Genomic DNA, 24211 nt, shown 5'->3' on the forward strand with positions numbered 1-24211 from the left:
CGAACGCCCAGAGCCCAAGCGAAGGGCCGGGCAGCCGCAAACTCCATATCCCCACAGCCGTCACAAACATCACTGGCCGGCATCCGTCACCCGACGCATCGCACCTGCCCATCGAAGCCAGACAGCCGCATAGTAAGCAGCACATGCACACGCCCCCAGTATCGCGATGTGATGCAAAAAGAACGCGATCGTGGACTCCTGGAAGTCCCAGAAATCGATCGACGGCCGGGCCATGAGCCGGTCTCCGATTCCCATGACGAATATGCTGTGAATGCCGTATGCCGCAATTGCGCCCGCAACGGCACGAAGGCATGCGGTCCGGATCGCGTTTGGCGGCCCAACCCGTAAGAGCTTCCCAGTGACCACCATGATCATCGACCAGTGAAGGCCAAGATGGACGGCTGCGAGGATGAACGCCCAATAGGCCGCGAGGATGTGAATTTCGCGCGCCGTCGGCCCACCGCTCAAGGGAAGGAAAGCAAATACCGTGCGGGAAATCGGCATGCTGGTCACCAGCAATGCTGATATCGCCAAGGCGATCGAGATATTCGAAGCGATTGTCAGAAAACTCGGCCTGCCGCGCGCCGCCTTCGGAAGCCTCGCCCACCAGCGTCTGTTGAAGACGTTGTGCGAGACGAGAAGAATGAACATACCCGTGCCGATCAATTCATGCGTGGTGTTGTCGAGCCACCAGTAGGCGAGCGCGACAAAAAGTAGTCCGGCCGCGGTGAAGTCGAGCACGAGGCGGATCACGAAAAAAGGACTCACGATGCGACGCCCTCGCCAGGGGTTCGATCCGGCCTAGTCAATGACGGCTCCGTCAAATTCCTTGAGAGCGTCGAGAGTGTAGAGGAAGTCTTCGTCGGCCCTGGACGAATGACAGGACTGACACCGCGCCGTGTTCTCGGCCATGTTGACGCTGCCGTCCGGCTTGAACCATTGGAACTGCCAGTCGCCAGTGCGACGATCTTCGTCATAATCGCCGCCCCAGCCGGAACCCTTTTCCATGACGAAGGTGCGATAGACTTCCCCATCGCGGTAATCGACCAGCACGAAGTGCGTACCGTCTGGAACAGGTTGCCCGTTCTTCACCGCCTGGATCGCTTCATTCGTCGTCATGATGTGCTCGGTCACGTTGCCGCGCCTGACGGTCGTGTAGTGAACAAGGCCTGCCAATTCGGGCAGCGTCGTCCGGTTCGGCTCGGCGTCGACCTTCCAACCGACCAGAACTACGGCGCCGGCCATGGCAAAGAGAATGGAAATGCGCTTGATGAGATGACGCATGGATGTCTTTTCCTGGTTTTGTGCGGAAGATTCGGGCGACCGGCTTCGGCAAAAGCGGAAGGCCGCTCGTCTCATTCACGTCCGAACACGTCTTTCGCGACGGCAACGGCCGAGACCGCATTCGGCCAGCCGGCGTAGAAGGCAAGGTGGGTGATCGTCTCGATCAGCTCGTCCTCGGTCACACCGTTCTGGCGGGCCATGGCAAGATGGGATCTGAGCTGGTCGGGCCGGTTCATAGCGATCAGCGCGGCAACAGTGACCAGGCTGCGATCCCGCTTCGACAGCTGCGGGCGCTCCCATATGTCGCAATAGAGGACGTCGTCGGTCAGTTCAGCCAGCTTCGGCGCGGTCGCGCCCATCAGCTGCTGGGCGCGTGAGCGCCGTGACTTGTCGTCCCCTTCTGCCGGTGTCTGAGCACTGACGGCGCCCGGCAGAACGGCCAGCATCATGCTGGCCGACAGCATCAGGTTTCCCAACAGTTGTTTCATGGTCTTCACCTCATGGTTTCCAGGATCAGACGAGATGCCTCGCGAAGAAATCCTTCACCTTCGCGGCAGCGCGTTCAGTCGAGTTTCTTCTCGCGGAGGAACGTCGAGACCAGATCGGCGATCTCTACGTTGTTCAAGTCGGAGAACGCGAAGTGGGTGTTGCCGCGGATGCCGATCTCGGGAAGGTGCACGACGGTGACATCGCCGCCATGCCTGTTCACCGTGTCGCGCCACAGACGCGCCATTGCCAGGCGCACCCGCCAGCTGTCCTGCGCCGGCATCGTTGTCGGCTGGTCGGGAATGTTGTCGCCGTAGTAGATGACGATCGGGATCTTCGTCAGTTTGAGAAAGTCGTCCATCGGCACCGGCACGCCCTTCAGCGTGTCGAAGGCGCTCGGCATATCGGCAGGGACCTCGCCTGCCGGAAACACAAAGCTGCTGCCGGGTTCGAAGGCGATGATGGCTTTAACCCTGTCGTTCTTGATGGCCGTTAGCCAGCCCGGTCCGCCGCCCTGCGAGTGAGTGAAAAGAATGCCGGGACCGATTTTCTCGAACAGCTTTGCCACCGCATTCGACACGACGTCCATGTCGAACGGCCCGGTGTTCGGCGTCATCGCGCGAAAATACTGGTTCAGCGCTTCCGGATCACGGGAGAATTGCACGCCGTCGAAATAGTTCGGCCAGATGCCGACACGGAACTGGTTGAACCAGAGCTGCTCGTCTGGCGTCGGCTTCACTGTTGTCTCGGCCATGCTCCGTCCCGCCCCGCCCCGGCGCGGCTGGTCGACGAGATAGGTGGAGAAACCTCGACGCAGGAAGATGTTCTGGAAGCCTTCGCGGCCGTCGGGCGTCGTCTCCCAGGTCTTGGAGAATTGTCCGGCACCGTGCCACATCACGATCGGGTACTGACGCGGGTTTGCCGGCACCTGATAGAAGGCAAAGGCATGATCGCCGTGATAGGTCTGCCCTGCGGGATCGAGAGGTTTCAGCGGGTCGAAGGTTCCGGGCGCCGTTGTGCTGGTTCCTCCGACGGCAAAGCTGCCCTGCTCCTGGATGACCAATGGCTCAGGCTTTACCGCATCGGCAGCCGTCGCCAATGGCGCGGCAAGCTGCGCTGAGGCAAGCAGCAATGCGGCCAGGGTGTTGGACAATCCATATCGCATGTAGGCTTCTCGCTTCGTTTCAGATGGCGAGAAGGTAACGGCATCGGACCGAAAGGATTAGACGCCTCGGACAGCTAGGGTCTATTAGGCAGACTAATTAATCACGAGCTGTTGATAAGCCGTGATGGAATAAAATCGGCATTACTTTCCTCTATAACGGAGCGCATCGACGAACAGGGTGAAGGCGGGAGATGCATGCCGCCTGTTCGGATAGTAGAGATGGTATCCAGGGAAGGGTTGGCACCAGTCCTCCAGAACCCGAATCAGCCGCCCGTCTTCAATGTAGGACTGAACCTGGTCCTCGGGCATGTAGGCCAGTCCCAGCCCGTCCAGCACGGCGCCGATCCGCATGGCGATGTTATTGAACACCATTTGGCCCTCGACACGGACGCGCAGTTCACGTCCGTCCTTCTCGAACTCCCAGGGATATATCGTCCCGTGCGTCGGCAGCCGCATATTGATGCAGTTGTGAGCCGTCAAATCTTGCGGGACATCAGGGCGCGGATGGTGGTCGAAATAGGAGGGCGCCCCAACGACTGCCATGCATACCTCGGGACCGATCCGGACCGCGATCATGTCCTTTGCCAAATGCTCGCCGAGCCGGATGCCGGCGTCGTAACGCTCCGCGACGATATCGGTCAGGCCGTAGTCGACGATCACCTCGACATTGATATCGGGATTATCAGGAAGAAATCGCGCCAATGCCGGGGCGAGAACGGAAATCGCAGGATGCTCGCCCGCCGTGAGGCGAATGGTGCCAGCCGGCCGCTCACGCATTTCGCTCAAGGCGGCGATCTCGAACTGGATTTCCTCAAATCTCGGTCCAACCCGTTCCAGCAGACGTTCCCCTGCCTGTGTCGGCGACACGCTTCTGGTCGTGCGGGTCAAGAGGCGAAGCCCCAGCTTCTCTTCGAGGCCACGCACCGTCTGGCTCAACGCCGATTGCGACACGCCGAGCTTGGCGGCGGCCCTGGTGAAGCTCCGTTCCCTGGCGACGGTGAGAAAGGCGACGAGTTCGTTGAAATTGTTGTCCTGGGGCATTCATTAGTCCGCCTTATAGGTCCATGCGCATTACAGCATCTAAACGAAAGCTGACACGAGGACTAAGTTCACGTCAACTCAACTGCGAGACCTGGGGCAGCCGCTGCGTCCGATGACGCTTCTTCGCCTTCGCCTCGCAAAACAAGCGCGGATACGACCATGAAAATACGCAATATCGGCGATCTCCAAGTCTCGGCACTCGGCCTCGGCTGCATGAGCATGAGCGTCGCCTACGGCCCGCCCGCCGACGAAGGCGACATGATCAGATTGATGCGCACCGCCCATGAGCAGGGCGTGACCTTCTTCGACACGGCCGAAGCCTATGGCCCTTTTGCCAATGAAGAGCTTGTCGGCAAGGCCCTCGCACCGATCCGCGACCAGGTGGTCATCGCCACCAAATTTGGCTTCGATATCGATCAGCAAACCGGTGAACGCCGCGGCGGCACGAACAGCCGCCCCGATCATGTCAAGGCGGTTGCCGATGCCTCGCTGCGCCGACTGAAGACGGATCGCATCGACCTGTTCTACCAGCACCGCGTCGATCCCGACGTGCCGATCGAAGACGTGGCGGGCGCCGTCAAGGACCTGATCGCGGCCGGYAAGGTCAAACATTTCGGCCTTTCCGAAGCCGGCGTTCAGACAGTCCGCCGCGCCCATGCCGTTCAGAAAGTGACTGGCGTCCAGAGCGAATATTCGCTCTTCTGGCGCGGCCCCGAAGCGGAACTGCTGCCCGCCCTTCAGGAACTCGGCATCGGTTTCGTGCCCTTCAGCCCGCTCGGCGCAGGCTTCCTGACCGGCAAGATCGACGAGAACACCAAGTTCGATGCGAGCGATTTCCGCAACATCGTGCCACGCTTTTCACCTGAGGCGCGCAAGGCCAATCTTGCGCTCGTCGACCTGATCAGGCGGATCGGCGATCGCAAGGGCGCAACACCCGCACAGATCGCCCTCTCCTGGCTGCTGGCCCAAAAGCCATGGATTGTTCCGATCCCGGGAACAACGAAGCAGCATCGGCTGGAAGAGAATCTCGGGGCGGTAGACGTCGACCTGCTCGCCGACGACCTCGCCGAGATCGACGCAGCCCTCTCCGGCATCGAGGTCCAAGGCGAGCGGCTTCCCGAGGCAGCACTGAAGATGACCGGCCGATAAGGCTTGTCGCCGATGCCGCCCGCCCTTTCGCTTGGGCTCAGGGCGTTCGGCCCTGCGATCGATTCACTGGATCGATCGCTCACGCTTTGCGAGATCGGGCCTCACCCCCGCAGAAACTGCGATCCCTTGTCGAACCCCAGTCCCGGGAAGATCTTCCCCGTCAAATCATCGGCAGACACATCGAACTGCCGGTAGAGCATCGCCGCGGCGAGCTCGCGCACGTCGGCGGTCGGCATCAGGTCGCGGTCGTCGAGCAACTGGCCGTCGCCGATGCCCGGCCAACGGCCGAGGATGCGGCCGCCGTTGATGGCGCCGCCRGCAAGCAGCGCGCAGCCGCCGGTGCCGTGGTCGGTGCCGCCTGAGCCGTTCTGGCGCACGGTGCGGCCGAACTCCGTCATGGCAAGCACCAGCGTCTTTGCCCAGATCTCAGGCCCGAGCGTGGTCTTCAACGTATTGATCGCCTGCGAAAGGTCCTGCACCGGCCGCTTGAACTGGCCGGCCTGGCCGATATGCGTGTCCCAGCCGCTGATCGAGAAGCTGGCGATGCGGTAATCGCCCTTCAGCATGTTGCCGGCGAGCGCCGCCACATCGGCGATCTTGGCGCCGCGCTGCCCCTCCGGCTCGACCATCATCGAGGCGCTGTCGGCCCGCGTCGCCTCGGCAAGCGCTTCGGCGAACGGCGGATCGCCGGCATAGAGCCGCGCCAGGAACTGCATTTCGTCGCGCGCCGGCGCCAGATTGGAATCCGACGCCCAGACATCGACATTGTTGGGTCCGGAGAGGATCAGCTCCGTCGAAGTGTTGATGTCGATCGCCTTGCGCGCATCCGAGCGCGGAATGACGGCGAGCGCCCGGTTCAGCCAGCCGGTCTTTTCCTCGGCGACATGCTCGCCACCGGATTCCAGCATGTCCTGCCCGTCGAAATGGCTGCGCTGGTCGCGGTAGGGCGTCGACACCGCATGCACGAAGGCGAGCTCCCGGATCTTCCACAGGGGCATCAGCTCGGCGGCCGCTGGATTGAGGCCAAAATGGCCATCGAGATCGAGAAGCCCGGTATCGGGCGTCAGCGCCAGTGTCGGCCTGAGCGCCGCAAAGCCGGCATCGCCRTAGGGCTGCACAAGATCCAGCCCGTCCATCGCGCCGCGCAGCACGATGGTGACGAAACGGTTGTCACCCGGCATCGCCGCGAAAGTGACCGGCGTGAAGATGGGGGCGGCGGCAAGACAGCAGGCAGAGGTCAGAAAGCCGCGGCGGGACARCGAAATCCGGTTCGTGGGCAGCGTCATGGGCGGGGCCTCCTAAGCAGGTTCCGGAAAAGTGTCCAACGGTTTTCCGGCCAGAACCTGCGACAAAACCAAAAAGCTAAGCAGACGAAGCGTTGGCTTGCCAACGAAGGTCTGCTTAGCGGCGATTGAATTCGGGCGATGCCAGCACCAGCGTCAGCCCGCTGATCTTGTTCGGCGCCTGCGATACCACGCGGATCGTCTCGTCGCGGGCGGCATCGGCAAGCGTCGACTTCAGGAATTCACGCGGATCCTGGTCGCGACCGAACTGGGCCGCGGCCCGCCTTGCCCAGGCCAGCCGCTCGGCGAGCTGGCTGCCGGTGATCCAGGCGGAGAAGCCTTCCTCGAAACCGGCCGGGCTCGGCGGCAGCCAGGTCGGCTGCCCCATGCGCTTGAGTGCCCCCTGCCCCAGCGCCCGCGCCGTCTGGAAGGCTTTGAGGCGCTTCTCCCTCGCCTCGCCGGCGGGATCCGTCGGCACCGGCGCTCCTGCCATGCCAGGCGTGTTCGCTGCCATGTCGCCCTCGTCGGTACCCTGCTGGTTGGCGGCCAGGAAACTGCCGACAACGCCGTTGACCGGTCCCGCATTCAACGCCCTCAGGCCGGCGACGACGTAGTCGAAAGGCTGGCGCGCCTTGGCGCCCTCGTCGCGCCAGGCGGCGGGATGGTCGAGCATCGCAGTGTAGACGGCGGTGAGGTCGCCATCCGTTTTCTTCCAGGCTTCGGCCATGTCGGACACCATCCCCTCGTCGGGCTGGTCGGAGATGAAATGCACCGCGAGCTTGCGGCTGATATGCGCCGCCGTCTTCGGATGGAGCGCGAGATCGTCGAGCATGTCGAGATAATCGTCGCGCGAGCGCCTGCGCCCGCCATAGCTGACGCCGAGCACCTCATGCGAGCCGGGTTCTGATATATTTGGCCGGAAGGCAATGTCCATCTCCTTGTGGTCGATGGTGAGCCCCGTCAGTACCATGGCAGCCGCCGTGACGTCCGCCTGGCTATAGCCGCTGCCGGCGCCGAGCGTGTGCAGCTCCAGCAGTTCGCGGCCGAGATTTTCGTTCAGCCCCTTGTTGCGTTTCATGCCGCCGGCCGAATCCGGCCCGAGTGAATCCGCCTGGTCGAGATAGATCAGCATGGCCGGATGGGCGGTGGCATTGCGCAGCAGATCGCCGAACTTGCCTGATATGAACGGCCGGACCGCCTCGGCCTCGTAGAGCGGCACGATGAGGCGCATCGGCAGGCTCTTGTTGGCGCTGGTGGAGAAATGATCGGTCCAGAAGGTCGCCAGCCGCTCGTAGAAGCCGTACGGCGACAACACCGCCTGCATCAGCCGCAGGTTCGCATCATGTTGAAACTGCTGCTGCGCCTGATGCTGCACCCCTTTGCGGATCTCGCGCTGCGTCGTATCGTCGGTCACCGTCTTGGCGTCCTGCCGGATCTGCTTGAGCTGCTGCTGCAGGCTGAGAATCGCCTGGTGGCGCATGTCTGGGCCGCCGAGGGGAAAGTCCGGCATCGCCGCCTCCCCCTTGCGCAGCTGGCCGATGAGCTCGTCCTTGCTGCTGGGCGGCGCCTCGCCCGGCCGGAAGCCATAACCGAACCGGATCGCCGCCATGGTTGGGAAAGACAGGCTCATGGCCGTTCACCTCATGATCACCGCTTAAGCAATTCCAACAAAAGTGCGTCGCGTTTTGTGTCCGGAATTGCGTCAAACAAAAGCCAGAGCATTTCCGTGCCCGGAAATGCTTGAGGTGACAGGCTGCCAGCCGATTGCGACGCCAATCTGTAGGAAATGTGGCGATATCTAGACATGGACGATTTGTAATCTGTTGAAAAGGCTAAAGTTTATGCACGGAAGATGAAGGATGCGCCAATTGCGATCAGGGCAAAGCCGATCGCATGGTTCCAGGTCAGGTTCTCGCCGAGCCAGAAAATCGAGAAGCCGGAAAAGACGATCAGCGTGATCACCTCCTGCATCGTCTTCAACTGAGCCGTCGTATAGACCGCCGATCCGATGCGGTTGGCCGGCACCGCCAGGCAATATTCAAAGAAGGCAATGCCCCAGCTGACGATGATGGCGAGGAAGATCGCGCTGCTCTTGTGCTTCAGATGCCCGTACCAGGCAAAGGTCATGAAGATGTTGGAGGCAAACAGCATGACGACGGGCCAGACGGCGGCGGGAGAAAAGGACATGGAGAAACTCGGGGGCTGTGGAGGAAAAACCGATCCGGCAGGGAGATGCCGGCAGCCCTTACCTAGCATGCCGCCGCGCGACGGCAAGTCCCGGAACGCCCGAGGACGGTTGCCATATCGTCACGCCACCGAGACGACCCGGATGGCCCGAGAATCGCGGCGGCTCGCCTTCCAGCATGACCGTGCTGCGACCGGCCAGCTTGGCCGGCTAAAGCGCGAGTCGGAAAAGCAGACGGCGGCCGAGCGTAAAATCGCGTGGGAACAGAGCATACGAGCCTGATGGAGTGCAAAACACTGTATTAAACACCGGGATATTCGTACTTATCGTCGGAACGATTCAAAGCGTCGGATCTACAGGGGCACATGGATAATACAGCTGCGGCGCAGGAACCCATCACGTTAGCGTCGAGCCACTTCTGGCGGCGCTTCGCGGCCTTTGCCGTCGACGTTATCATCTTTCAAGCTGCTATCCTCATAACAGTCCACTACATTTCAACGGTGTTCTCGCTGGACTTCCGTTTCCCCCGTTGGACCTCCATGGAGTGCACAGAGAAGGTGCCCGATCAGCTTGCAAAAAGAGTTGACACAGGTTGGCCGTTGAAGCCGAACGAATTTCGCACCAACCAGATCTGCGAAGTGCGCCAACTTGGTTTCGGAAAGCAGAGATATCTCCAGGTAGCGGTTCAGATCGAACCGTGGGACTACGTGACGCCAGCTCAAGTGCTGACCATGCCTGTAGACGCAGACAACAATCCGGTAACCAAAACCTTACCAGCCTATGCCGGTTTGATATCCGGCATAGGCAACATTGGGCTGATCGTGCTGGCTTTCGCCTGCTTTTCTGCAAATGGCCGTCGCACATTCGGAAAGGCGGTTTTCTTCCTGAGAGTGCAATCGATYGATAGGAAAGATCTCAACCTCGGCTCCGCCCTTAAACGCGAAATTCTGAAATTCGGCCCGAATTTGCTTTTCAGTGCTACCATTTTCGCAAGCTCGCTGTTTCCGATCTATCCGACGCAAGACTTCGACGCATTGCTTGCCATGTTCCACGACGGATACATACCTTCCGACAAGGGTACGACTGGGTTGTACGTCATCTGGACAATAGCGGCCATGGTCTGGTGGCTCTTCCCGTTCATCGTCTGGCGGGGACAGGCATTTTATGATCGAGTCTGCGCCTGCGACGTGGTGAGCGCCTAACGGGCGGCTGCGATCAGATATCAGCCCGCAAGGAAAGGCCGGCGACAAGGGCCGCCGGCCTTCGTAACCGCAGGCAGCGCTAGATTCGCATCGCGCCATGCGGTTCCTCGGCCTCCTCCGTGCCGAAGCGGACATCCTTCTTCTCGTAGCCGAAGCTGGCAAGGGCCGCGACGATGAGCGCCACCACGGCCGCGACGATCAAGAGCGCATAGGCATAGTCGCCGTCCCAGCGGGCGGCCAGCCCCGCCTGCAGCGTTGCATTGCCCGAGGCGAGCAGGTTACCGAGCTGGTAGGCGAAGCCGGGAAAGGTGCCGCGCACCTCGTCCGGGGACAGTTCGTTCAGATGCACCGGCACGATGCCCCAGGCGCCCTGGACGAAGAACTGCATCAGGAAAGCGCCGATGGCGAGCAGCACCGGCCCGGGCGCATAGGCCCAGAGCGGCGCGACGGGCACGGCAATCAGCGCGGCGATGACGATGGCCTTCTTCCGGCCGATCCGCTGCGACAGTGCGCCGAAGAACAGCCCGCCGCAGATCGCCCCGATATTGTAGACGATGGCGATGGCGCCGACCGTATAGCTCGAATAGTTGCGCTGGGTTTCGAGGAAAGTCGGGTAGATATCCTGCGTGCCGTGGCTGAAGAAGTTGAACGCCGTCATCAGGAGCACTGCCCAGATGAACAGCGGAATATTCTCGCGCAGCACCGTCAGGAATGGTCGCCGCCCCTTGGCCTGCCGCTTCAGGAAGGCTGGGCTTTCCTCGACATTGCGCCTGATGTAGAGCACCAGCAGCGCCGGCACCGCGCCGACAAAAAACATGCCGCGCCAGCCGATGGCCGGGAAGAGCAGGAAGAACACGATCGAGGCGATCAAATAGCCCGAGGGATAGCCCGCCTGCAGGATGCCGGAAACGATGCCGCGGCTTTCCTCCGGCACCGTCTCCATAACAAGCGAGGCGCCGACGCCCCATTCGCCGCCCATGGCGATGCCATAGAGCGCCCTGAGCATAAGAAACATCGTGAGCCCCGTGGAAAAGCCCGTCAGGAACTCGAACAGCGAATAGAGCAGCACGTCGGCCATCAGCGTGATGCGTCGCCCGTAGCGGTCGGCGGCCAACCCGAAGATCAATGCGCCGAGCGCCCGCATGGCAAGCGTCAGGAAGATCGCCACCGAGACGGCGGGAACGTCGGTATGGAATTCCTCGGCGATATATTTGAGAACAAAGACGAGAATGAAGAAATCGAAAGCGTCGAGCGTCCAGCCGAGATAACTGGCGATGACGGTATTGCGCTGCTGCGGCGTCAGCCGGCGCAGGCTTTCCAAAGCGGACATCTGATATTCCTCCGTCCGAAAGCGGCGGCGAGGCGGGCAATTCCGGATGCCGTCGGAAGGGGTGCCCGAAACGGGCGGGTGATGCTGTTACGGCTGCGTTTGCAGTCCGAGACAGCGGGCAATAACGTCAGCAATGCTGCCCCTGTTCCATCACGAATGCCGTGATCGGGTGGCGTCCCACGCGGCTCCTTGTCGCAGGCATACGACCGTCCAGCGCCCTCTGGCGTTGGCGCAACGGGCTGCCACGAATCTCTTCTCCCCAGTGGGGAGAAGGTGCCGGCAGGCGGATGAGGGGGTGAGCGGTAACCGCGAATGCACTGAGCGCAAGCGAAGGGCAATCAATTAACCGAGAGAAAGCGACGAAAAATCAATAGGGTAGTGCCGTTCCGCCCCCTCATCCGACCCTTCGGGCCACCTTCCCCCCGCTGGGGAGAAGAGGGAGCAAGCAGCACGCCTCCCGCTCTAAAAGGGGCGGCGCTACCCATCAACCGCAGCCGGTTCACCAGCGCTAACCGCCGCCCGGCACCCTGCCCCGGCACGCCCACGCCACCGATGCGAACGACCGTGGCCCATCGGGCTCGCCGGCCTCGTAAGCGGCCCTGACGGCGCTATCGACCGCTTTTCGCTTCGCCGGGTCGAGCCCCGCGACATATTTGCCGAGCGGTCCCTCGCCTGCGGCGATGGGATCCCAGTAATCCTCGAAGGAAAGATATTCCATCCGGATCAGCAGCGAGGTCTCCTCGACATCGGCCAGGCCCTGCGCGATGAAGCTCTCCTGCATTTCCCCCGGCCGCATCATCGGCTGGAAACAATATTTGCGCCGCAGGGGCAGAGCGTTTTCGTCGAGCATCGCCACCGTATCCCACATCATCCGCATGCCGGACATGCCGCCATAATGGTCCCAGACGGCGGCGGCGACCACGCCGCCCGGGCGCACCACACGGCGCATCTCGGATATCGCCTTTCCCGCCTCTGGCACGAAATGCAGCACGAGCAGCGACATCGCTCTGTCGAAGCGATTATCTTCGAACGGCAGTGCACAGGCATCGGCCTGCCGGATCGTGATCCGCGGATCGGTGTTCCGCCGCGTTGCGGCCTCGACGAAAACCGGCGAATAGTCGATGGCGACGATCTCCTGCAGACCCGGCGTTTCCGCCAGCGTGAACGCCAGGCTGCCGGTGCCGCAGCCGACATCGAGCACGCGATCGCCATCCGCGAGACCGGCGAAATCGACCAGCATCGGCGCCAGCTTCCTGCTCCAGCGCCCCATCAGCCGTTCATAACCATCGGCACTTTCGACATTGAAACTCGACGGCATTGAAGTCTCCCCTTCAAGGACGATGGTCTGCCGACGGACAATAGGATTCCCCAGCAACCCTCGCAAGCGGAACAGCCTTCTCACCCGACCTTCGCGTCCGACCAGTAGCGCTTCGGTGCGCGCCCGAACACACGCTTGAACGCGTTTCCGAAGGCGCTTTCGGAGGAATATCCGAGTGCCGCGGCAAGGCCGGCGACCGAGACATCCTCCCGGCGCAGGGCTTCGCGGGCGCGATGCATGCGCCAGCGCGTGACATAGTCGAGGGGTGCAACGCCGACCAGTTCCTTGAAACGTTGCGCAAAGGCGGAGCGCGACATGCCGATCCGGGTCGCCAGCGCCTCGACCGTCCAGCGATGGCCGGGGCTGTTGTGGATCAGGCTGATCGCCGCGCCGATCTGCGGATTTGTCAGCGCGCCGATCCATCCTGTTTCGGCAGCACCCTCCCGGCCCACATAGGCCCGCAGCGCCTGCACGAGCAGGATGTCGCCCATGCGCCGCGTCATCAGCGTCGAGCCCATCTGCCCGGCCTCGAGTTCGTCGTCGAGGGTTGCGAGCGTAATACCGAGGAGCGCGGCAGCGCGGTCGCTCGCCGGGATATGAATGAACGGCGGCAGCGCGTCGAGCAGCAGCCGGGCGTTGCCGCCTCCGATGCCGAAGCTGCCGCCGATCAGCGCGGTCTCGCCACCGCCGTGCCGGGCGATGTTGGAATGCTCCCAGTCGAAGAAGGCAATCCCGTCCTCCGGCTCCCTATCGAGATCGTTGGCAATCACATAGGCGGGCGCATTGGCAAGCAGGAAGGTGTCGCCCGCGACAAGCGAAAATGGCGGCTCACCCGGCAGAACGATCGAGCACGCGCCGCGCAGGACTGCAACGAACTTGAGCGCGGGCTTGGCCGGAAAACGAAACGCCCATTGCCCTCCGACCTCGAAACGTGTGCAGCGCGCACTCTCTACATCGAGCAGCGAAAAGACATCGGACAAGGGATCGATCATGGGTTCTGGACGATCTCGACGAAATCATGGAGCAACCAGCATAGATTCTCCAGGCGGCACCTGCAATCCTCAAAAGCACAAAGGAGAACGAAGATGCCTGATATCAAAGACAAGGTTGTTGCAATCACGGGCGCCAGCAGCGGCATCGGCGAAGCCACGGCGCTGCTGCTGGCCGGGCGCGGCGCAAAGCTCGTGCTTGGAGCCCGCCGCGCCGACCGGCTGCAGGCCGTGGCGCGACGTATCACCGAAAACGGCGGCGAGGCCGTTAGCCTCTCCGTGGACGTGAAGAAGCGCGAGGACCTCACAGCTCTCGTGGCGCTTGCCTGCAACAGCTATGGCAGGATCGACGTGATGATCAACAATGCCGGCATCGGGCCGATCTCCCTTCTTGATGAACTGCGGGTCGAGGATTGGGAGGAGATGATCGACGTCAACATCAAGGGCCTGCTCTATGGCATCGCCGCAGCCTTGCCGGTGTTCCGCCGGCAGGGTTCCGGCCACTTCGTCAACACACTCTCGACCGCCGGCCTCATCATCAAGCCGACCATGGCCGTCTATGCCGGCACGAAAAACGCCATGCGCACCATCGCTGAAGGCCTGCGGCTGGAGGCCGGCCCGCATCTGCGCGTCACCAACATCTCGCCGGGATTTATAAGAACCGATTTCACCGGCTCCATGACCAGCCCAGAGATCAAGGCCGAGATGGCAAAGCGCATGGACGAGATGGCAATTTCACCCGATGCCATCGGCCGCGCCATAGCCTTCGCCATCGAGCAACCCGCCGATGTCGATATCAGCGACATCGTTGTTAGGCCGACCGCTCAGGCCTGAGGTATCGTTGGCAGCGGCGACTCCCGTCTATCTTGAACAGCAGGACAACCGCCATGCGCCGTGGGACGGTCGATCTGCCAGTCCAGCGCTAAATTCTGCGATGTAGAGTTCGGACATGCCTTTGCTCTCCGTCATGCCCGGGCTTGACCCGAGCATCCACGCGGCACCCGTGAGCGGCCATGGCGTTGATCCGCGGCTTAAGTGTATAGCTCAAGGATGACGGAGAGTGTGGCCAAGGCCATCATCACCTGTCGGTGACACCGGTCAGATCACCGGTGTCACAGCGAACTCACCCAGCCGCCTTATCGAGCACACTCCAGTCAAAACCGCGTGCCCAGTCGGCGTAGCTGTGCCAGCCGACATCGGGGAAGTCGCGGCGCAGGGCGGCGATATCGGCGTCGTAGCCGGTACGGTCGAACCATTCGAACATCAGCGCCGTATCCTCGCTCTGCTGCCGTATCGCCGCGATCGGCAATTCCCGGTAAGTGATTGGGCGGCCGAGCACCTCGGACAGGATCTTCGCCTGCTGCGCGCCGGACAATTCGTCGCTGGCAATATCGAAACGCTTGCCGAACACCTGCTCGCGCCTCTCGGCCAAGGTCGCGACGAAAGCGCCGATGTCATCGATGGTGACCTGTTGCAGCACGCGGGCGGGCGGCAGCGCTGCGGCATAGACGCCTTGGCGCAGCCCGTCGATCGCCCAGGGCGCCACGGTGTTCTCCATGAAGGCGACGGGCGCGCTGATCGTGTAGGGAATGCCGAGGCCTGCAACGTGCTTCTCGACGAGATGCTTGCTGTCGAAATGCGGTATGCCGGTCTTCTTGTGCGCATCGGCGACGGACGAATAGATCAGGTGGCCGATGCCGGCGGCCTTTGCCGCATCGGCGGCGGCAATGCCCTGACGGGTTTCCGCGTCCGTTCCGGCTTCGTAGCTGTTGCCCATCAGGAACATCGCGTCGACGCCCTCTGCTGCCGCCGCCACGGATGCCCCGTCATCGAGATTGCCGGCGACGACCTCGACCCCTGCCGCAGCCAGCCGCTTTGCGCCATCGCTCTCCGGCCGGCGGCTGATTGCCTTGACGCGGTGGCCTCGCGCGATCAGCGCACGCACGACCGCGCCGCCTTGCTGGCCGGTGGCGCCTGTGACCAGTACGCTTCGTGTATTGCTCATCTGTCTTCTCCTTGTTGTGACTGATGCAGCAGAGGTAAGGCCTGTCGTATTGAACCATAATGGCCTATAATTGGAAAACATCGTACCAAACCAGGATACAATGCTCGATCTCAACGATATCATGATTTTCGCCCGCGTCGTCGAATCGGGCAGCTTCACCGCCGCCGCGCGCTTGCTCGGCATGCCGAAGACGACGGTCAGCCGCCGTATCGCCGCACTCGAGCGCGAACTCGGCATCCGGCTTCTGCAGCGCACGACCCGCAGCCTCAACCTGACGGCTTCAGGGCGTCTCTACTACGAAGAAAGCAGCCAGGCGCTGCGCACGATCGAGGGCGCCAACCAGCGGCTTGCCGAAGCGCGTTCGGAGCCTGCTGGCACGATCCGTATATCGGCGCCGGTCGGCTTCGGTGGCCACTTCCTCCAGGATGCGATCTTCGAATTTCTTTCGAGCTACCCGAAGACGAGCGTCGAGCTGCGCCTGACCGACGACAGGCTGAACCTCGTCGAAAGCGGTATAGACCTCGCCTTCCGCACCGGCGTCCTCGAAGATTCTACCTTGGTGGCCCGCAAACTCGGTTCGATGCACCGCCTTCTCTGCGCAAACCCGGACTATCTCGCCCGCTGCGGCCCACCTGGTGTGCCTGAAGATCTCGCCCGCCACGACTGCGTCATCGCCGGCCAGGCCACACATGCGCAATGGTTGCTGGAAGGGCCGCACGGTCAGGAAACGGTCGCGGTTTCGGGCCGCTTCGCCGCCAACGAGATGCAGGCGGTGATGGCCGCCGCGATCGCCGGCCATGGCATCGCCCAATTGCCGCACCGATTCGCCGAAGCCTGCATCAAGGACGGGCGGCTGCGCCGCGTTCTCGACGGCTATACGACCCCGGCCGGCGGCTTGCATGTCGTCTATCCCAGCAGCCGACACCTGCCGCCTTTGGTCAAGGCATTCATCGAACTGGCCGTCAGACGGCTGAACGCCACGGGAATCGGCGGCGGCGATGATTTCGCGATCGTCTCGCGCTAGAACAGGATGTCGTCCGAAAACCGCTCACACTTTTCGGCATCATGCTCTAGGAAATCCGCCCGCTCTCGCGCCGTCACACCTCTTTCAGCACCACCTTGCTGTCGAGGCTTCCGATCAAGGTCGCGCTCGCCTGGTTGAGGCCCACGACCTCCACGGCGATGCCGTGCACCCTGAACCGTTGAACGACCTTGTCGAGTGCGGCAACGGCGGTGATGTCCCAGAAATGTGCCTCGGACACGTCGATCAGCACAGACCTGCCGATCGCATCCTGAACGTCGAAGGCTTCGACGAAGACGTCGGCGGAGGCAAAGAACACTTGGCCGGACACGCGATAGGTCAACCGCCCGGCAGCTTGGTCGGGCGCCACGTCAACGCGCAGCAGGCCGGCAACCTTGAAGGTGAAGAACACGCCGCTGAGCAGCACGCCGACCGTCACCCCGAGCGCCAGATTGGCGGTGAAGACGGTGACGACAACGGTTGCCACCATGACGGCGCTCGACATCCTGGGATGAACCACAACGGATCTAAGCGACGACCAGTCGAACGTGTCGATCGACACCATGACCATGATCGCCACCAGCGCGGCGACCGGAACCTCGGAGACCCACGGCTTCAGGAGCACCATCAGGATCAGCAGGAACGCGCCGGCAAATAGCGTCGAGAGCCGGCCGCGCCCACCATATTTCACGTTGCTCACCGTCTGGCCGATCATGCCGCAGCCGGCGATACCTCCGAACAGGCTCGCGGCCGCGTTGGCGAGGCCGAGACCAGTGCATTCACGGTTCTTCGAGCTTGGCGTATCCGTGAGATCGTCGACGACGCTCGCCGTCATCATCGATTCCAGCAACCCGACCATGGCGATGGCAAATGCAGGTCCGGCGATGATCCGAAACGTTTCAACCGTCAGCGGCACCGCCGGCCAGCCGAAAACAGGCAGCGAATCCGGCAGCTTGCCGAGGTCGGCGACGGTGAGAACGGGAAGTCCGAGCGCCATCGAAGCGACGGTCAGGATCAGGATGCAGATCAGCGGCGACGGGATCGCGGTGGTGATCCGCGGCGTCAGGTAAATGATGACAAGCCCGGCAATCAGCACGGCATATTCCATCCAGCCGGCGCCGACAATATGCGGCATCTGCGCGGCAAAGATCAGAATAGCCAGCGCATTGACGAAGCCGGTGCGGACGGATTTCGACACGAAGCGCATCAACACGCCAAGCCGCAGCAGGCCGAAGGCGATCTGGATTAACCCCGCCACCAGCCCGGCCGCAAAGAGATAGGGCAAGCCGTGGGCATGCACCAGCGGTGCCGCGACCAGCGCCACCGATCCGGCGGCGGCCGAAATCATCGCCGGGCGTCCGCCGGTAAAGGCGATGACGATGCCGATCACGAAAGAGGCGAACAGCCCGACCTCGGGATCGACCCCGGCCACGAACGAGAAAGCGATCACCTCGGGGATCAGAGCGAAGGTCGCCACCGCTCCGGCAAGCATTTCGCGCATGGGATTGGCGGACCAATCACGACGGATGGAGGAAAACAGCATAGGATGGATTCTCGCAAAGCACGGCCGGACCCGCTCTGCCGAGCGGTCGCGTAATGGCATGCAGGTTTTGCGTTGTCTGGCGGATCGGCGGCCAGAAGAGCCACCCGGGGTCTCACCGGGTCCGTGGTGAATGCCTGTTGTATAGACGAGATTTTTATCGCAGTGCAACATTCAATTGCGCTGAAATGAAAAGCACAGAAGTCGACGAGCACCCTCAGACACCCGAAGCGCGCGCTGCTTGCGCCCCTCTGGATTGTGGAGCCCTCACTGCCAGAGGAAGTCCGGCCCGGTGCTCTGCGACGTCAGCTTGAGCGTCCCGTCCGGCTGAACGACATAGGTCTCGAACACACGGTAACCGAAATCGCCAAGAAAGGTATTCTTGACCACCGTTCCCGGACGATAGGGCGAATGGAGGACCTTTCCGCCATAGGTGAGGCTGCCCGGAAGCGGCTGCGGATCCCCTGCGCTGGCGCAGGCCGAGAGGGCGAAAAGAACGCCAATGAGCGCGTATTTCATCCGGACTATCTCCTCGGGCAGGCAGTAGCGGCCTGAACGACGTCGATCTCCTTCTTATCACAACGCAGCTTGCTGCTGTTCACAAAGCAGCCTTGCTGCTGTCGAAGTTTTTGCGTCGCTCCTCCGCCCGCGAGAGTGCGCTGGCGATCCTCTCATCGGTGAAGGGCTTGGAGATCACATCAAGCGCGCCTTCGATACCGTGACCGACATTCTCGGGACTACCGGTCACGAAGATGACGTCAACCCGATGTCGGTCGATCAACCGGCGCGCGAGCTGAGCGCCGCTCAGCCCGTCGGAGAGACTGAGATCGACGAGCGCGACGTCACTTCTTTGAGCGTGGGCGAGAGCCTGCTCCACCGTCGAAACCGGGCCGATGGTCTGGTGTCCAGCCTCTTGCGCAATGCGTTCGAGTTCCAGAGCGATAAAATTCTCGTCTTCAACAATCATGACTTTCATGAATAAGCCTCCTCATAGACTGGCTGTTAGGCGCACTACCGGTAGCGGGTACAACGCAACCGTCCCCGGAATGTTTCCACTTTGAGAAGAAAAATTTGGCGATCGGCGGTCAGCGCCGCGTTACCGGTTCTGCTATTGGTCCTTGTGGAGGAACCAGCCGATAGCGCGGTCGCTCCGGCATCGGGAAAGCGGCAATTGCCGCACGGAATGAATCCGGGTGATCGCTCCTTCGTCATCCGTATCGACATTCATGCAGGCGCAGGCATAGCCGTGACCGGCATTCGTGTAGACATATTCGCCGTTCGTCAGGTCGGGAATCTCGTCCATTCCCTCAGCCGTGGGACCGCCTGTATTGTCCATGATGCTCCAGCCGCCATCGGCATCGTTCAGCGACCAGGTTCGTGTGGCGGGATTGTCCAGCCAGCCGCAGCGCTGCTCGGCTTGCGCCGCAGCGGGCGTCAGAATCATCATCAGAACAAGCACATGCAATCTTCTCATCGGCCCCTCCGCGTCGCCGGCCACTATGCATGGGCCGTGAGCGGCAAGGCAACGGCTCTATGGCGGGCGACGCGAAGATTCGGCGGCGCGGCACGACGGATCGGAGCTCCCCGGCCGTAATCCGCCGCGCTCACGATTTCTCGTTTGCGCTCTCGGCCCGAAACGCCGCCTCTCCTGCATCTGACACCTCGACCCATTTCTTATCGGGCTCGGCGTCCGGCATATAGCTGTCGTGCCAGTTCCACCACTTGTAGGTCGGGGTCTGGGGATAGCCCTTCGGCGAATCCTCCCAGACCTCCTGGCGTCCGAGCGGCGTGATGTCGAGGTAGTTCCAGGTGCCACCCATCTGCTCGTCGCCGCGGTTGTTGATGAAATAGGTGCGGAAGATGCGCTCGCCGTCGCGGTAGAACACGTTGGTGCCGTGCCACTCGTCGACGCCGAAGTCCTTGTCGAAGCTGTCGGTGATCGTGACCCACGGCATCGTCCAGCCCATCCGCGCCTTCAGCCGTGCAATGTCGGCCTGCGGCGCGCGCGAGGCGAAGACCAGCGTCGTGTCGCGGGCGTTGAGATGGGCGACATGGGCAACCTGGTCGGCTACCATCGAGCAGCCGCGGCAGGCATGTTCGGGCCAGCCGAACACGCCGGGCTCGTAGAAGGCGCGGTAGAGGATGAGCTGGTGTCTGTTGTCGAACAGGTCGAGCAGGCTGACCTTGCCCTGAGGTCCCTCAAACGCATAGCCCTTCTCGACAGCCATCCACGGCATGCGTCGGCGCTCGGCGGCCAGCGCGTCGCGGGCGCGGGTCTCAGCCTTTTCCTTCACGAGCAGTTGCTCGCGCGCCGCCTCCCAAGCCTGCGGCGACACGACCGGTGGTTTATGCATGGTTTGTCCGCCTTTTCCATTCTCGGCTGAAACAGTCATGGCTTTCAATCTCCTCATTAGGGCGATTTCCCGGGCTTGGAAGCCGGTTCATCACGCATTGGTCTGAGATAGTTTCGCATCGGAAATCGAACAGGGGGAGTAACAAGTGTGACCGTATTCCCTGGAGCCGTCGGTCATAGCCGTGGCGCGTGCGTGGTGCTGGCCGGGAGCGCGTCCATTAGCGTAATCTTGTTTACGAATGGGCCGCGTGCTAGAACGCAACACGGCGCATACGAACCCTGATCAAACCGAGATCGTGCCCGTGAATGTTTTAATCGCGACTGTTGCTGCGCTTATCATTGGCGTTATGCCCTCATGGGCAGGTCCTTTGCACGACGCGGCCAAGGACGGCGATATCGCCCGCGTCACACAGTTGCTGAGCCAGAGCTCCGATCTGTCGGAGCCCGATGAGGCGGGCGAGCCGGCGCTGATTATCGCGTCATTGGCGGGCCGTGCCGATGTCGTCGCTCTTTTGCTGGATCGCGGCGCCGACATCGAAGTTCGCAACAAGGGTGGGCTGACGGCACTGCATGCGGCAGCCTATGGAGGAAATCTGGAGGTGGTGAAACTGCTTGTCGCAGAGGGAGCTGATGTCAACGACAGGAAGAATTTCTATCAGATGTCGCCGCTGCACGGCGCCGCCGAAGAAGGCCGTACCGAGATAGTGGCTTTTCTCTTGACCAATAATGCGGATGTCGAAGCGACGGAAAGAAACGGGTACACGCCTCTCACTCAAGCCGGGTGGCGGGCGCATTGGGATACGGCCAAATTACTCATGGAAGCCGGTGCTGTTTGCCAGAAAGCCGAGCTTGTGGGCGAACCGCTCTACAAGGAATGCACCAAACGGCAATAGCATTTCGCTGAGGTAACAGACCGCGTCCGGGAACGGAGCTTGTTATGTCTTATCATGTGCAAAAATGCGGCCATGTGCAAAAATACGGAAAGCGCATGGGCGTGGCTGTTGGCGCTGCGGCCATGCTGCTTTCCTTCCTTCAGCCCCCCTTCACTCAGGTTATGGCGGCGGAAGATCTCGTCAATACCGGCTATTTCGGCGATGTCGCGATCAAGGGCTATGACCCGGTCGCCTATTTCACTGAAAACCAGGCCATCGAAGGATCCGAGACATATTCCTACCACTGGCTTGGCGCGACCTGGTATTTCGCCAGCGCTAGAAATCGCGATCTCTTCAAGGGCGATCCGTCCAGATATGCGCCGCAATATGGCGGCTATTGCGCCGACGGCGTGTCTTTCGGGACAGTGACCACCAATATCGATCCCAAGGCCTGGCGGATCATCGATGGCAAACTGTATCTGAGCTATGATCCCGGGGCTGCAGAAGGCATGGAGAAGAACCCGACCAAGGTGACCGACTCGAAGAAACATTGGTCCGAGGTTCAGCAGACACTGATTTCGGAGAAGATGCATACCGTCTGGCAGCAACCGGCTACGAAATGAAGCCGCCATGCCTGGCCCCTCAGGGTGCGGGTGAAAAGAACGTCAGGGCGCGCGGCGTCACATGTATGTACTGCCTGTCGCCCTGCTCGCCCGACGTGTTGCGGTAAACATATCCGCACACCATCCGGTCGAGGAAATAGCCGTCGAATTTTTCGCAGAGACTGTCGCCCCGCACCTCGACAATGCCGGTGATGTTGGTATTCGCGCTGCGATAGGCGGTATTTCCGGCCTTGTCGAAATACTGGATGAAATCCGTGCCGTTCTTGTGTTTGCCGGTCCAGCTCTTGCCGTCGACGAGATTGCGCAGCTCTGCCTCGCCGAGCCTGTCGGCTTGATTGCCTGTAAAACCGAAGGGCCATTCGGGAATGCCGGCCTTGCGCAATGCGGCCAGATGGCGCTGCAGATCGCCGTCCCGCCAGTAATCATAGAGATAACCGTAATAGGTGAGATTGCTTTCCGGGAAGAGTTCCAGCAGCTTTGCCGTCTCCGCCGCTGCCTTGGTTTCATTGCCCTGATCCGCATAGGCCGCCGCCAGATATTCGCGTGCTGGCTCGACCTTCGGCAGGCCGTCGATCGTCGGCTCTATCAGGGAGATCGCCCGCCGATCGTCACCCGCGGTGTAAAAGACGATCCCCGCCAGCAGTTGAAAGCTCGACGCCGGCGAAGGGTCGAGCCGCAAAGCTTTTTCCATCTCGGTGACCGCCTGCCCGCTGCTTCCGGTATGGACCAGGATGAGAGCGAGGTTGGCGGCGGCCTCCGCATCGTTCGGCTCCATCGCAACCGCCATGTTGGCGGAATTCCTGGCCTCAGTCTCACGCCCGTCCACCCATTGCAGCAGGGCAAGCACGGTGTGCGCCCTGGCATTGTTGGGATCCAGCTTAAGGGCCTGCCCGGCGGCGTCGTAGGCAATCTTGCGAGCGACGGCGGCCGACCAGAGGTAATTATAGTCGTTGCGCCAGACATCGACGGCCACGCGGGCGATTCCCGCATGGGCATTGGCAAAGCCCGGATCGAGATCGATCGCTTTCTGATAGAACGACAGGGTCCGGCGATAGGTATCGACATCCCTGAAAATGAAGCCTTCCTGCTCGGCCCGCATGTAATAATCATAGGCTTCGAGATTTTCCGTCGGGATCCGGGCCAGTTGATCGCGCTCGCGGGCGCTGAGCTTGACCGACAGTGCCGAGATGATCTTGCCGATCACATCGTCCTGAACGGCGAAGAGGTCGGCATATTGGCGATCATAGCGCTCGGCCCAGAGCGACAAGCCGGTGACCGCGTCGATCAGTTTGACATTGATCCGCAGCCGCGGCCCGGCGCGCTGCAAGGTTCCTTCGAGCACATATTTCACGCCGAGTTCGGCGGCCACGTCCTGGATCTTGCCGACGGAGCCCTGGATGGCGAAGACCGAGTGGCGGGCGATAACGAAGAGACCTGATACCTTGGACAATTCGGTGATCAGATCGTCCGTCAACCCCTCTGCGAGATGGTCGTGCTCGGTGTCGCCGCTGACATTGATGAAGGGCAGAACCGCGACCGAGGGCCTGTCCGGCAGCGGATAGGCAAAACGTTCGCCAGGCCCCGGCGGTTTTGCCGGCATCCATGGCTGCCACCAGAGTGCTGCGCCCACAAGCGCGAGGACGACGGCCGCTGCGATGCCCGCAAAGAGGCGGCGTCTCGGCAGGCGCCTGCGGGTCTTGACGGTCTTGCCGGCGGCAGTGGGGTCAAGCAGGACGCGATAGACCCGGACCGGTTCGGTGATGCTCTTTAACCGCTGTTCGCCGAGCGAAGCGAAACCGACCGGGATTTTCGATTTCACCTGGTCGTATGTCGTGCCTGATATCGAGATGCCGCCCGGTTCCGCCAGCGCCTGTATTCGATCGGCGATATTGACGCCGTCACCCTGGATATCTTCGCCCTCGACAATGATATCGCCGAGATTGATGCCGATCCGGAACTCGAGCCTGTGCTCAGGCAGCGCCGCGGCACGCTGCTTGGTTTTCAGTTGCTGAACCTCCACCGCGCAGCGCAAGGCATCGACGACACTCTGGAATTCGACCAGCAGACCATCGCCCATGGTTTTGACCAGCCGGCCGTGATGACGCTCGATCGCCGGCTCGAAGACATCATTCTGGTCCGCCTGAAAACGCACGCGGGTGCCCTCTTCGTCGATCTGGCTCAATCGACTGTAACCGACGACATCAGCGATCAGGATTGCTGCAAGACGGCGCTCCATCCCCGGTCTTTCCTGGAGAGCGAATGTATTACTAAAAATATTCTACAGTATGTCCTGCCGCGATGCTATCGTCGGTGCTGGCGATATTCAACTTAGCGATGATATCGGATCACACAGACAAAGCAGACG

General features: G+C 61.7%; 24 protein-coding genes and 1 other annotated feature. Of the genes, 6 read left to right on the plus strand and 18 right to left on the minus strand.

The window, feature by feature from the left end:
* Positions 1–69: 69 nt before the first annotated feature.
* The 5 genes from AC1D1Z_RS02915 to AC1D1Z_RS02935 all read right to left on the minus strand — a co-directional run bounded on the left by AC1D1Z_RS02915 (position 70) and on the right by AC1D1Z_RS02935 (position 3976).
* Positions 70–768: a DUF4405 domain-containing protein gene (locus AC1D1Z_RS02915; RefSeq protein ID WP_131604858.1), complete on the minus strand. Its 699-nt coding sequence runs from the start codon at positions 766–768 to the stop codon at positions 70–72.
* 33 nt (positions 769–801) lie between these two features.
* Positions 802–1284 (minus strand): cytochrome P460 family protein, encoded by a 483-nt coding sequence (locus AC1D1Z_RS02920; protein WP_113541966.1) that lies wholly within the window; start codon positions 1282–1284, stop codon positions 802–804.
* A gap of 71 nt (positions 1285–1355) precedes the next feature.
* Positions 1356–1772, minus strand: coding sequence for a carboxymuconolactone decarboxylase family protein (locus AC1D1Z_RS02925; protein ID WP_197728261.1), 417 nt, complete (start codon positions 1770–1772; stop codon positions 1356–1358).
* 74 nt (positions 1773–1846) lie between these two features.
* A complete protein-coding gene (locus AC1D1Z_RS02930) occupies positions 1847–2935 on the minus strand; it encodes an alpha/beta hydrolase (protein WP_047621039.1) in 1089 nt (362 codons plus the stop codon).
* Between the two features lie 141 nt (positions 2936–3076).
* Complete coding sequence (locus AC1D1Z_RS02935) at positions 3077–3976, minus strand: LysR family transcriptional regulator (RefSeq protein WP_018447217.1); 900 nt, start codon at positions 3974–3976, stop codon at positions 3077–3079.
* A gap of 159 nt (positions 3977–4135) precedes the next feature.
* Between AC1D1Z_RS02935 and AC1D1Z_RS02940 the strand changes: the two genes are divergently transcribed.
* Positions 4136–5125 (plus strand): aldo/keto reductase, encoded by a 990-nt coding sequence (locus tag AC1D1Z_RS02940; protein WP_047621041.1) that lies wholly within the window; start codon positions 4136–4138, stop codon positions 5123–5125.
* A gap of 101 nt (positions 5126–5226) precedes the next feature.
* Here AC1D1Z_RS02940 and AC1D1Z_RS02945 read toward each other — a convergent pair whose 3' ends face one another.
* The 3 genes from AC1D1Z_RS02945 to AC1D1Z_RS02955 all read right to left on the minus strand — a co-directional run bounded on the left by AC1D1Z_RS02945 (position 5227) and on the right by AC1D1Z_RS02955 (position 8595).
* A complete protein-coding gene (locus AC1D1Z_RS02945; RefSeq protein WP_018447215.1) occupies positions 5227–6411 on the minus strand; it encodes a DUF1501 domain-containing protein in 1185 nt (394 codons plus the stop codon).
* A gap of 115 nt (positions 6412–6526) precedes the next feature.
* A complete protein-coding gene (locus AC1D1Z_RS02950; RefSeq protein WP_130652610.1) occupies positions 6527–8038 on the minus strand; it encodes a DUF1800 domain-containing protein in 1512 nt (503 codons plus the stop codon).
* Positions 8039–8247: 209 nt separating this feature from the next.
* Complete coding sequence (locus AC1D1Z_RS02955; protein ID WP_003560330.1) at positions 8248–8595, minus strand: DMT family protein; 348 nt, start codon at positions 8593–8595, stop codon at positions 8248–8250.
* A 363-nt stretch (positions 8596–8958) separates the two neighbouring features.
* Here AC1D1Z_RS02955 and AC1D1Z_RS02960 point away from each other — a divergent pair, with 363 nt between their 5' ends.
* Positions 8959–9795 carry an RDD family protein gene (locus AC1D1Z_RS02960; protein ID WP_003560332.1) on the plus strand — a complete coding sequence of 279 codons (837 nt, stop codon included), beginning with the start codon at positions 8959–8961 and terminating at the stop codon, positions 9793–9795.
* 79 nt (positions 9796–9874) lie between these two features.
* On the opposite strand, the gene AC1D1Z_RS02965 is transcribed toward AC1D1Z_RS02960, so the two are convergent.
* The 3 genes from AC1D1Z_RS02965 to AC1D1Z_RS02975 form a co-directional block, all read right to left on the minus strand.
* Positions 9875–11125, minus strand: a complete 1251-nt coding sequence (locus tag AC1D1Z_RS02965) for an MFS transporter (protein ID WP_018447212.1) — start codon at positions 11123–11125, stop codon at positions 9875–9877.
* A gap of 508 nt (positions 11126–11633) precedes the next feature.
* Complete coding sequence (locus AC1D1Z_RS02970) at positions 11634–12443, minus strand: class I SAM-dependent methyltransferase (RefSeq protein WP_047621043.1); 810 nt, start codon at positions 12441–12443, stop codon at positions 11634–11636.
* A gap of 80 nt (positions 12444–12523) precedes the next feature.
* The gene (locus AC1D1Z_RS02975; RefSeq protein WP_130652612.1) at positions 12524–13435 is read right to left on the minus strand and encodes an AraC family transcriptional regulator; all 912 of its coding nucleotides are present in this window, start codon (positions 13433–13435) and stop codon (positions 12524–12526) included.
* Positions 13436–13528: 93 nt separating this feature from the next.
* On the opposite strand from AC1D1Z_RS02975, the gene AC1D1Z_RS02980 reads away from it, so the two are divergent.
* On the plus strand, positions 13529–14266 hold the full coding sequence (locus AC1D1Z_RS02980; protein WP_047621044.1) for an SDR family oxidoreductase: 738 nt from the start codon (positions 13529–13531) through the stop codon (positions 14264–14266).
* 289 nt (positions 14267–14555) lie between these two features.
* On the opposite strand, the gene AC1D1Z_RS02985 is transcribed toward AC1D1Z_RS02980, so the two are convergent.
* Positions 14556–15437, minus strand: a complete 882-nt coding sequence (locus AC1D1Z_RS02985) for an NmrA/HSCARG family protein (RefSeq protein WP_047621046.1) — start codon at positions 15435–15437, stop codon at positions 14556–14558.
* Between the two features lie 100 nt (positions 15438–15537).
* Between AC1D1Z_RS02985 and AC1D1Z_RS02990 the strand changes: the two genes are divergently transcribed.
* On the plus strand, positions 15538–16461 hold the full coding sequence (locus tag AC1D1Z_RS02990) for a LysR family transcriptional regulator (protein ID WP_130652613.1): 924 nt from the start codon (positions 15538–15540) through the stop codon (positions 16459–16461).
* 73 nt (positions 16462–16534) lie between these two features.
* Here AC1D1Z_RS02990 and AC1D1Z_RS02995 read toward each other — a convergent pair whose 3' ends face one another.
* From AC1D1Z_RS02995 to AC1D1Z_RS03015, 5 genes are all read right to left on the minus strand, one after another.
* A complete protein-coding gene (locus AC1D1Z_RS02995) occupies positions 16535–18001 on the minus strand; it encodes a SulP family inorganic anion transporter (RefSeq protein ID WP_130652614.1) in 1467 nt (488 codons plus the stop codon).
* A 70-nt stretch (positions 18002–18071) separates the two neighbouring features.
* Positions 18072–18127, minus strand: a sequence feature (sul1 is cis-regulatory element that is thought to sense ions involved in sulfur or methionine metabolism; They are found in Alphaproteobacteria).
* A gap of 138 nt (positions 18128–18265) precedes the next feature.
* Positions 18266–18517: a hypothetical protein gene (locus AC1D1Z_RS03000; protein WP_018242499.1), complete on the minus strand. Its 252-nt coding sequence runs from the start codon at positions 18515–18517 to the stop codon at positions 18266–18268.
* A gap of 79 nt (positions 18518–18596) precedes the next feature.
* Positions 18597–18974: a response regulator gene (locus AC1D1Z_RS03005; protein ID WP_018074478.1), complete on the minus strand. Its 378-nt coding sequence runs from the start codon at positions 18972–18974 to the stop codon at positions 18597–18599.
* Positions 18975–19106: 132 nt separating this feature from the next.
* Positions 19107–19472, minus strand: a complete 366-nt coding sequence (locus tag AC1D1Z_RS03010; protein WP_028733171.1) for a DUF4087 domain-containing protein — start codon at positions 19470–19472, stop codon at positions 19107–19109.
* Positions 19473–19602: 130 nt separating this feature from the next.
* The gene (locus AC1D1Z_RS03015; RefSeq protein ID WP_130652615.1) at positions 19603–20391 is read right to left on the minus strand and encodes a DUF899 domain-containing protein; all 789 of its coding nucleotides are present in this window, start codon (positions 20389–20391) and stop codon (positions 19603–19605) included.
* A 208-nt stretch (positions 20392–20599) separates the two neighbouring features.
* Between AC1D1Z_RS03015 and AC1D1Z_RS03020 the strand changes: the two genes are divergently transcribed.
* Both AC1D1Z_RS03020 and AC1D1Z_RS03025 read left to right on the plus strand, forming a co-directional pair.
* Positions 20600–21244 (plus strand): ankyrin repeat domain-containing protein, encoded by a 645-nt coding sequence (locus AC1D1Z_RS03020; RefSeq protein ID WP_026188431.1) that lies wholly within the window; start codon positions 20600–20602, stop codon positions 21242–21244.
* Positions 21245–21339: 95 nt separating this feature from the next.
* Positions 21340–21846, plus strand: coding sequence for a YHS domain-containing (seleno)protein (locus tag AC1D1Z_RS03025; protein WP_028733173.1), 507 nt, complete (start codon positions 21340–21342; stop codon positions 21844–21846).
* Between the two features lie 19 nt (positions 21847–21865).
* On the opposite strand, the gene AC1D1Z_RS03030 is transcribed toward AC1D1Z_RS03025, so the two are convergent.
* Positions 21866–24082 (minus strand): adenylate/guanylate cyclase domain-containing protein, encoded by a 2217-nt coding sequence (locus AC1D1Z_RS03030; protein WP_130652616.1) that lies wholly within the window; start codon positions 24080–24082, stop codon positions 21866–21868.
* Between the last annotated feature and the right edge of the window lie 129 nt (positions 24083–24211).

It is taken from the genome of Rhizobium sp. P1_E1, from assembly GCF_056406015.1.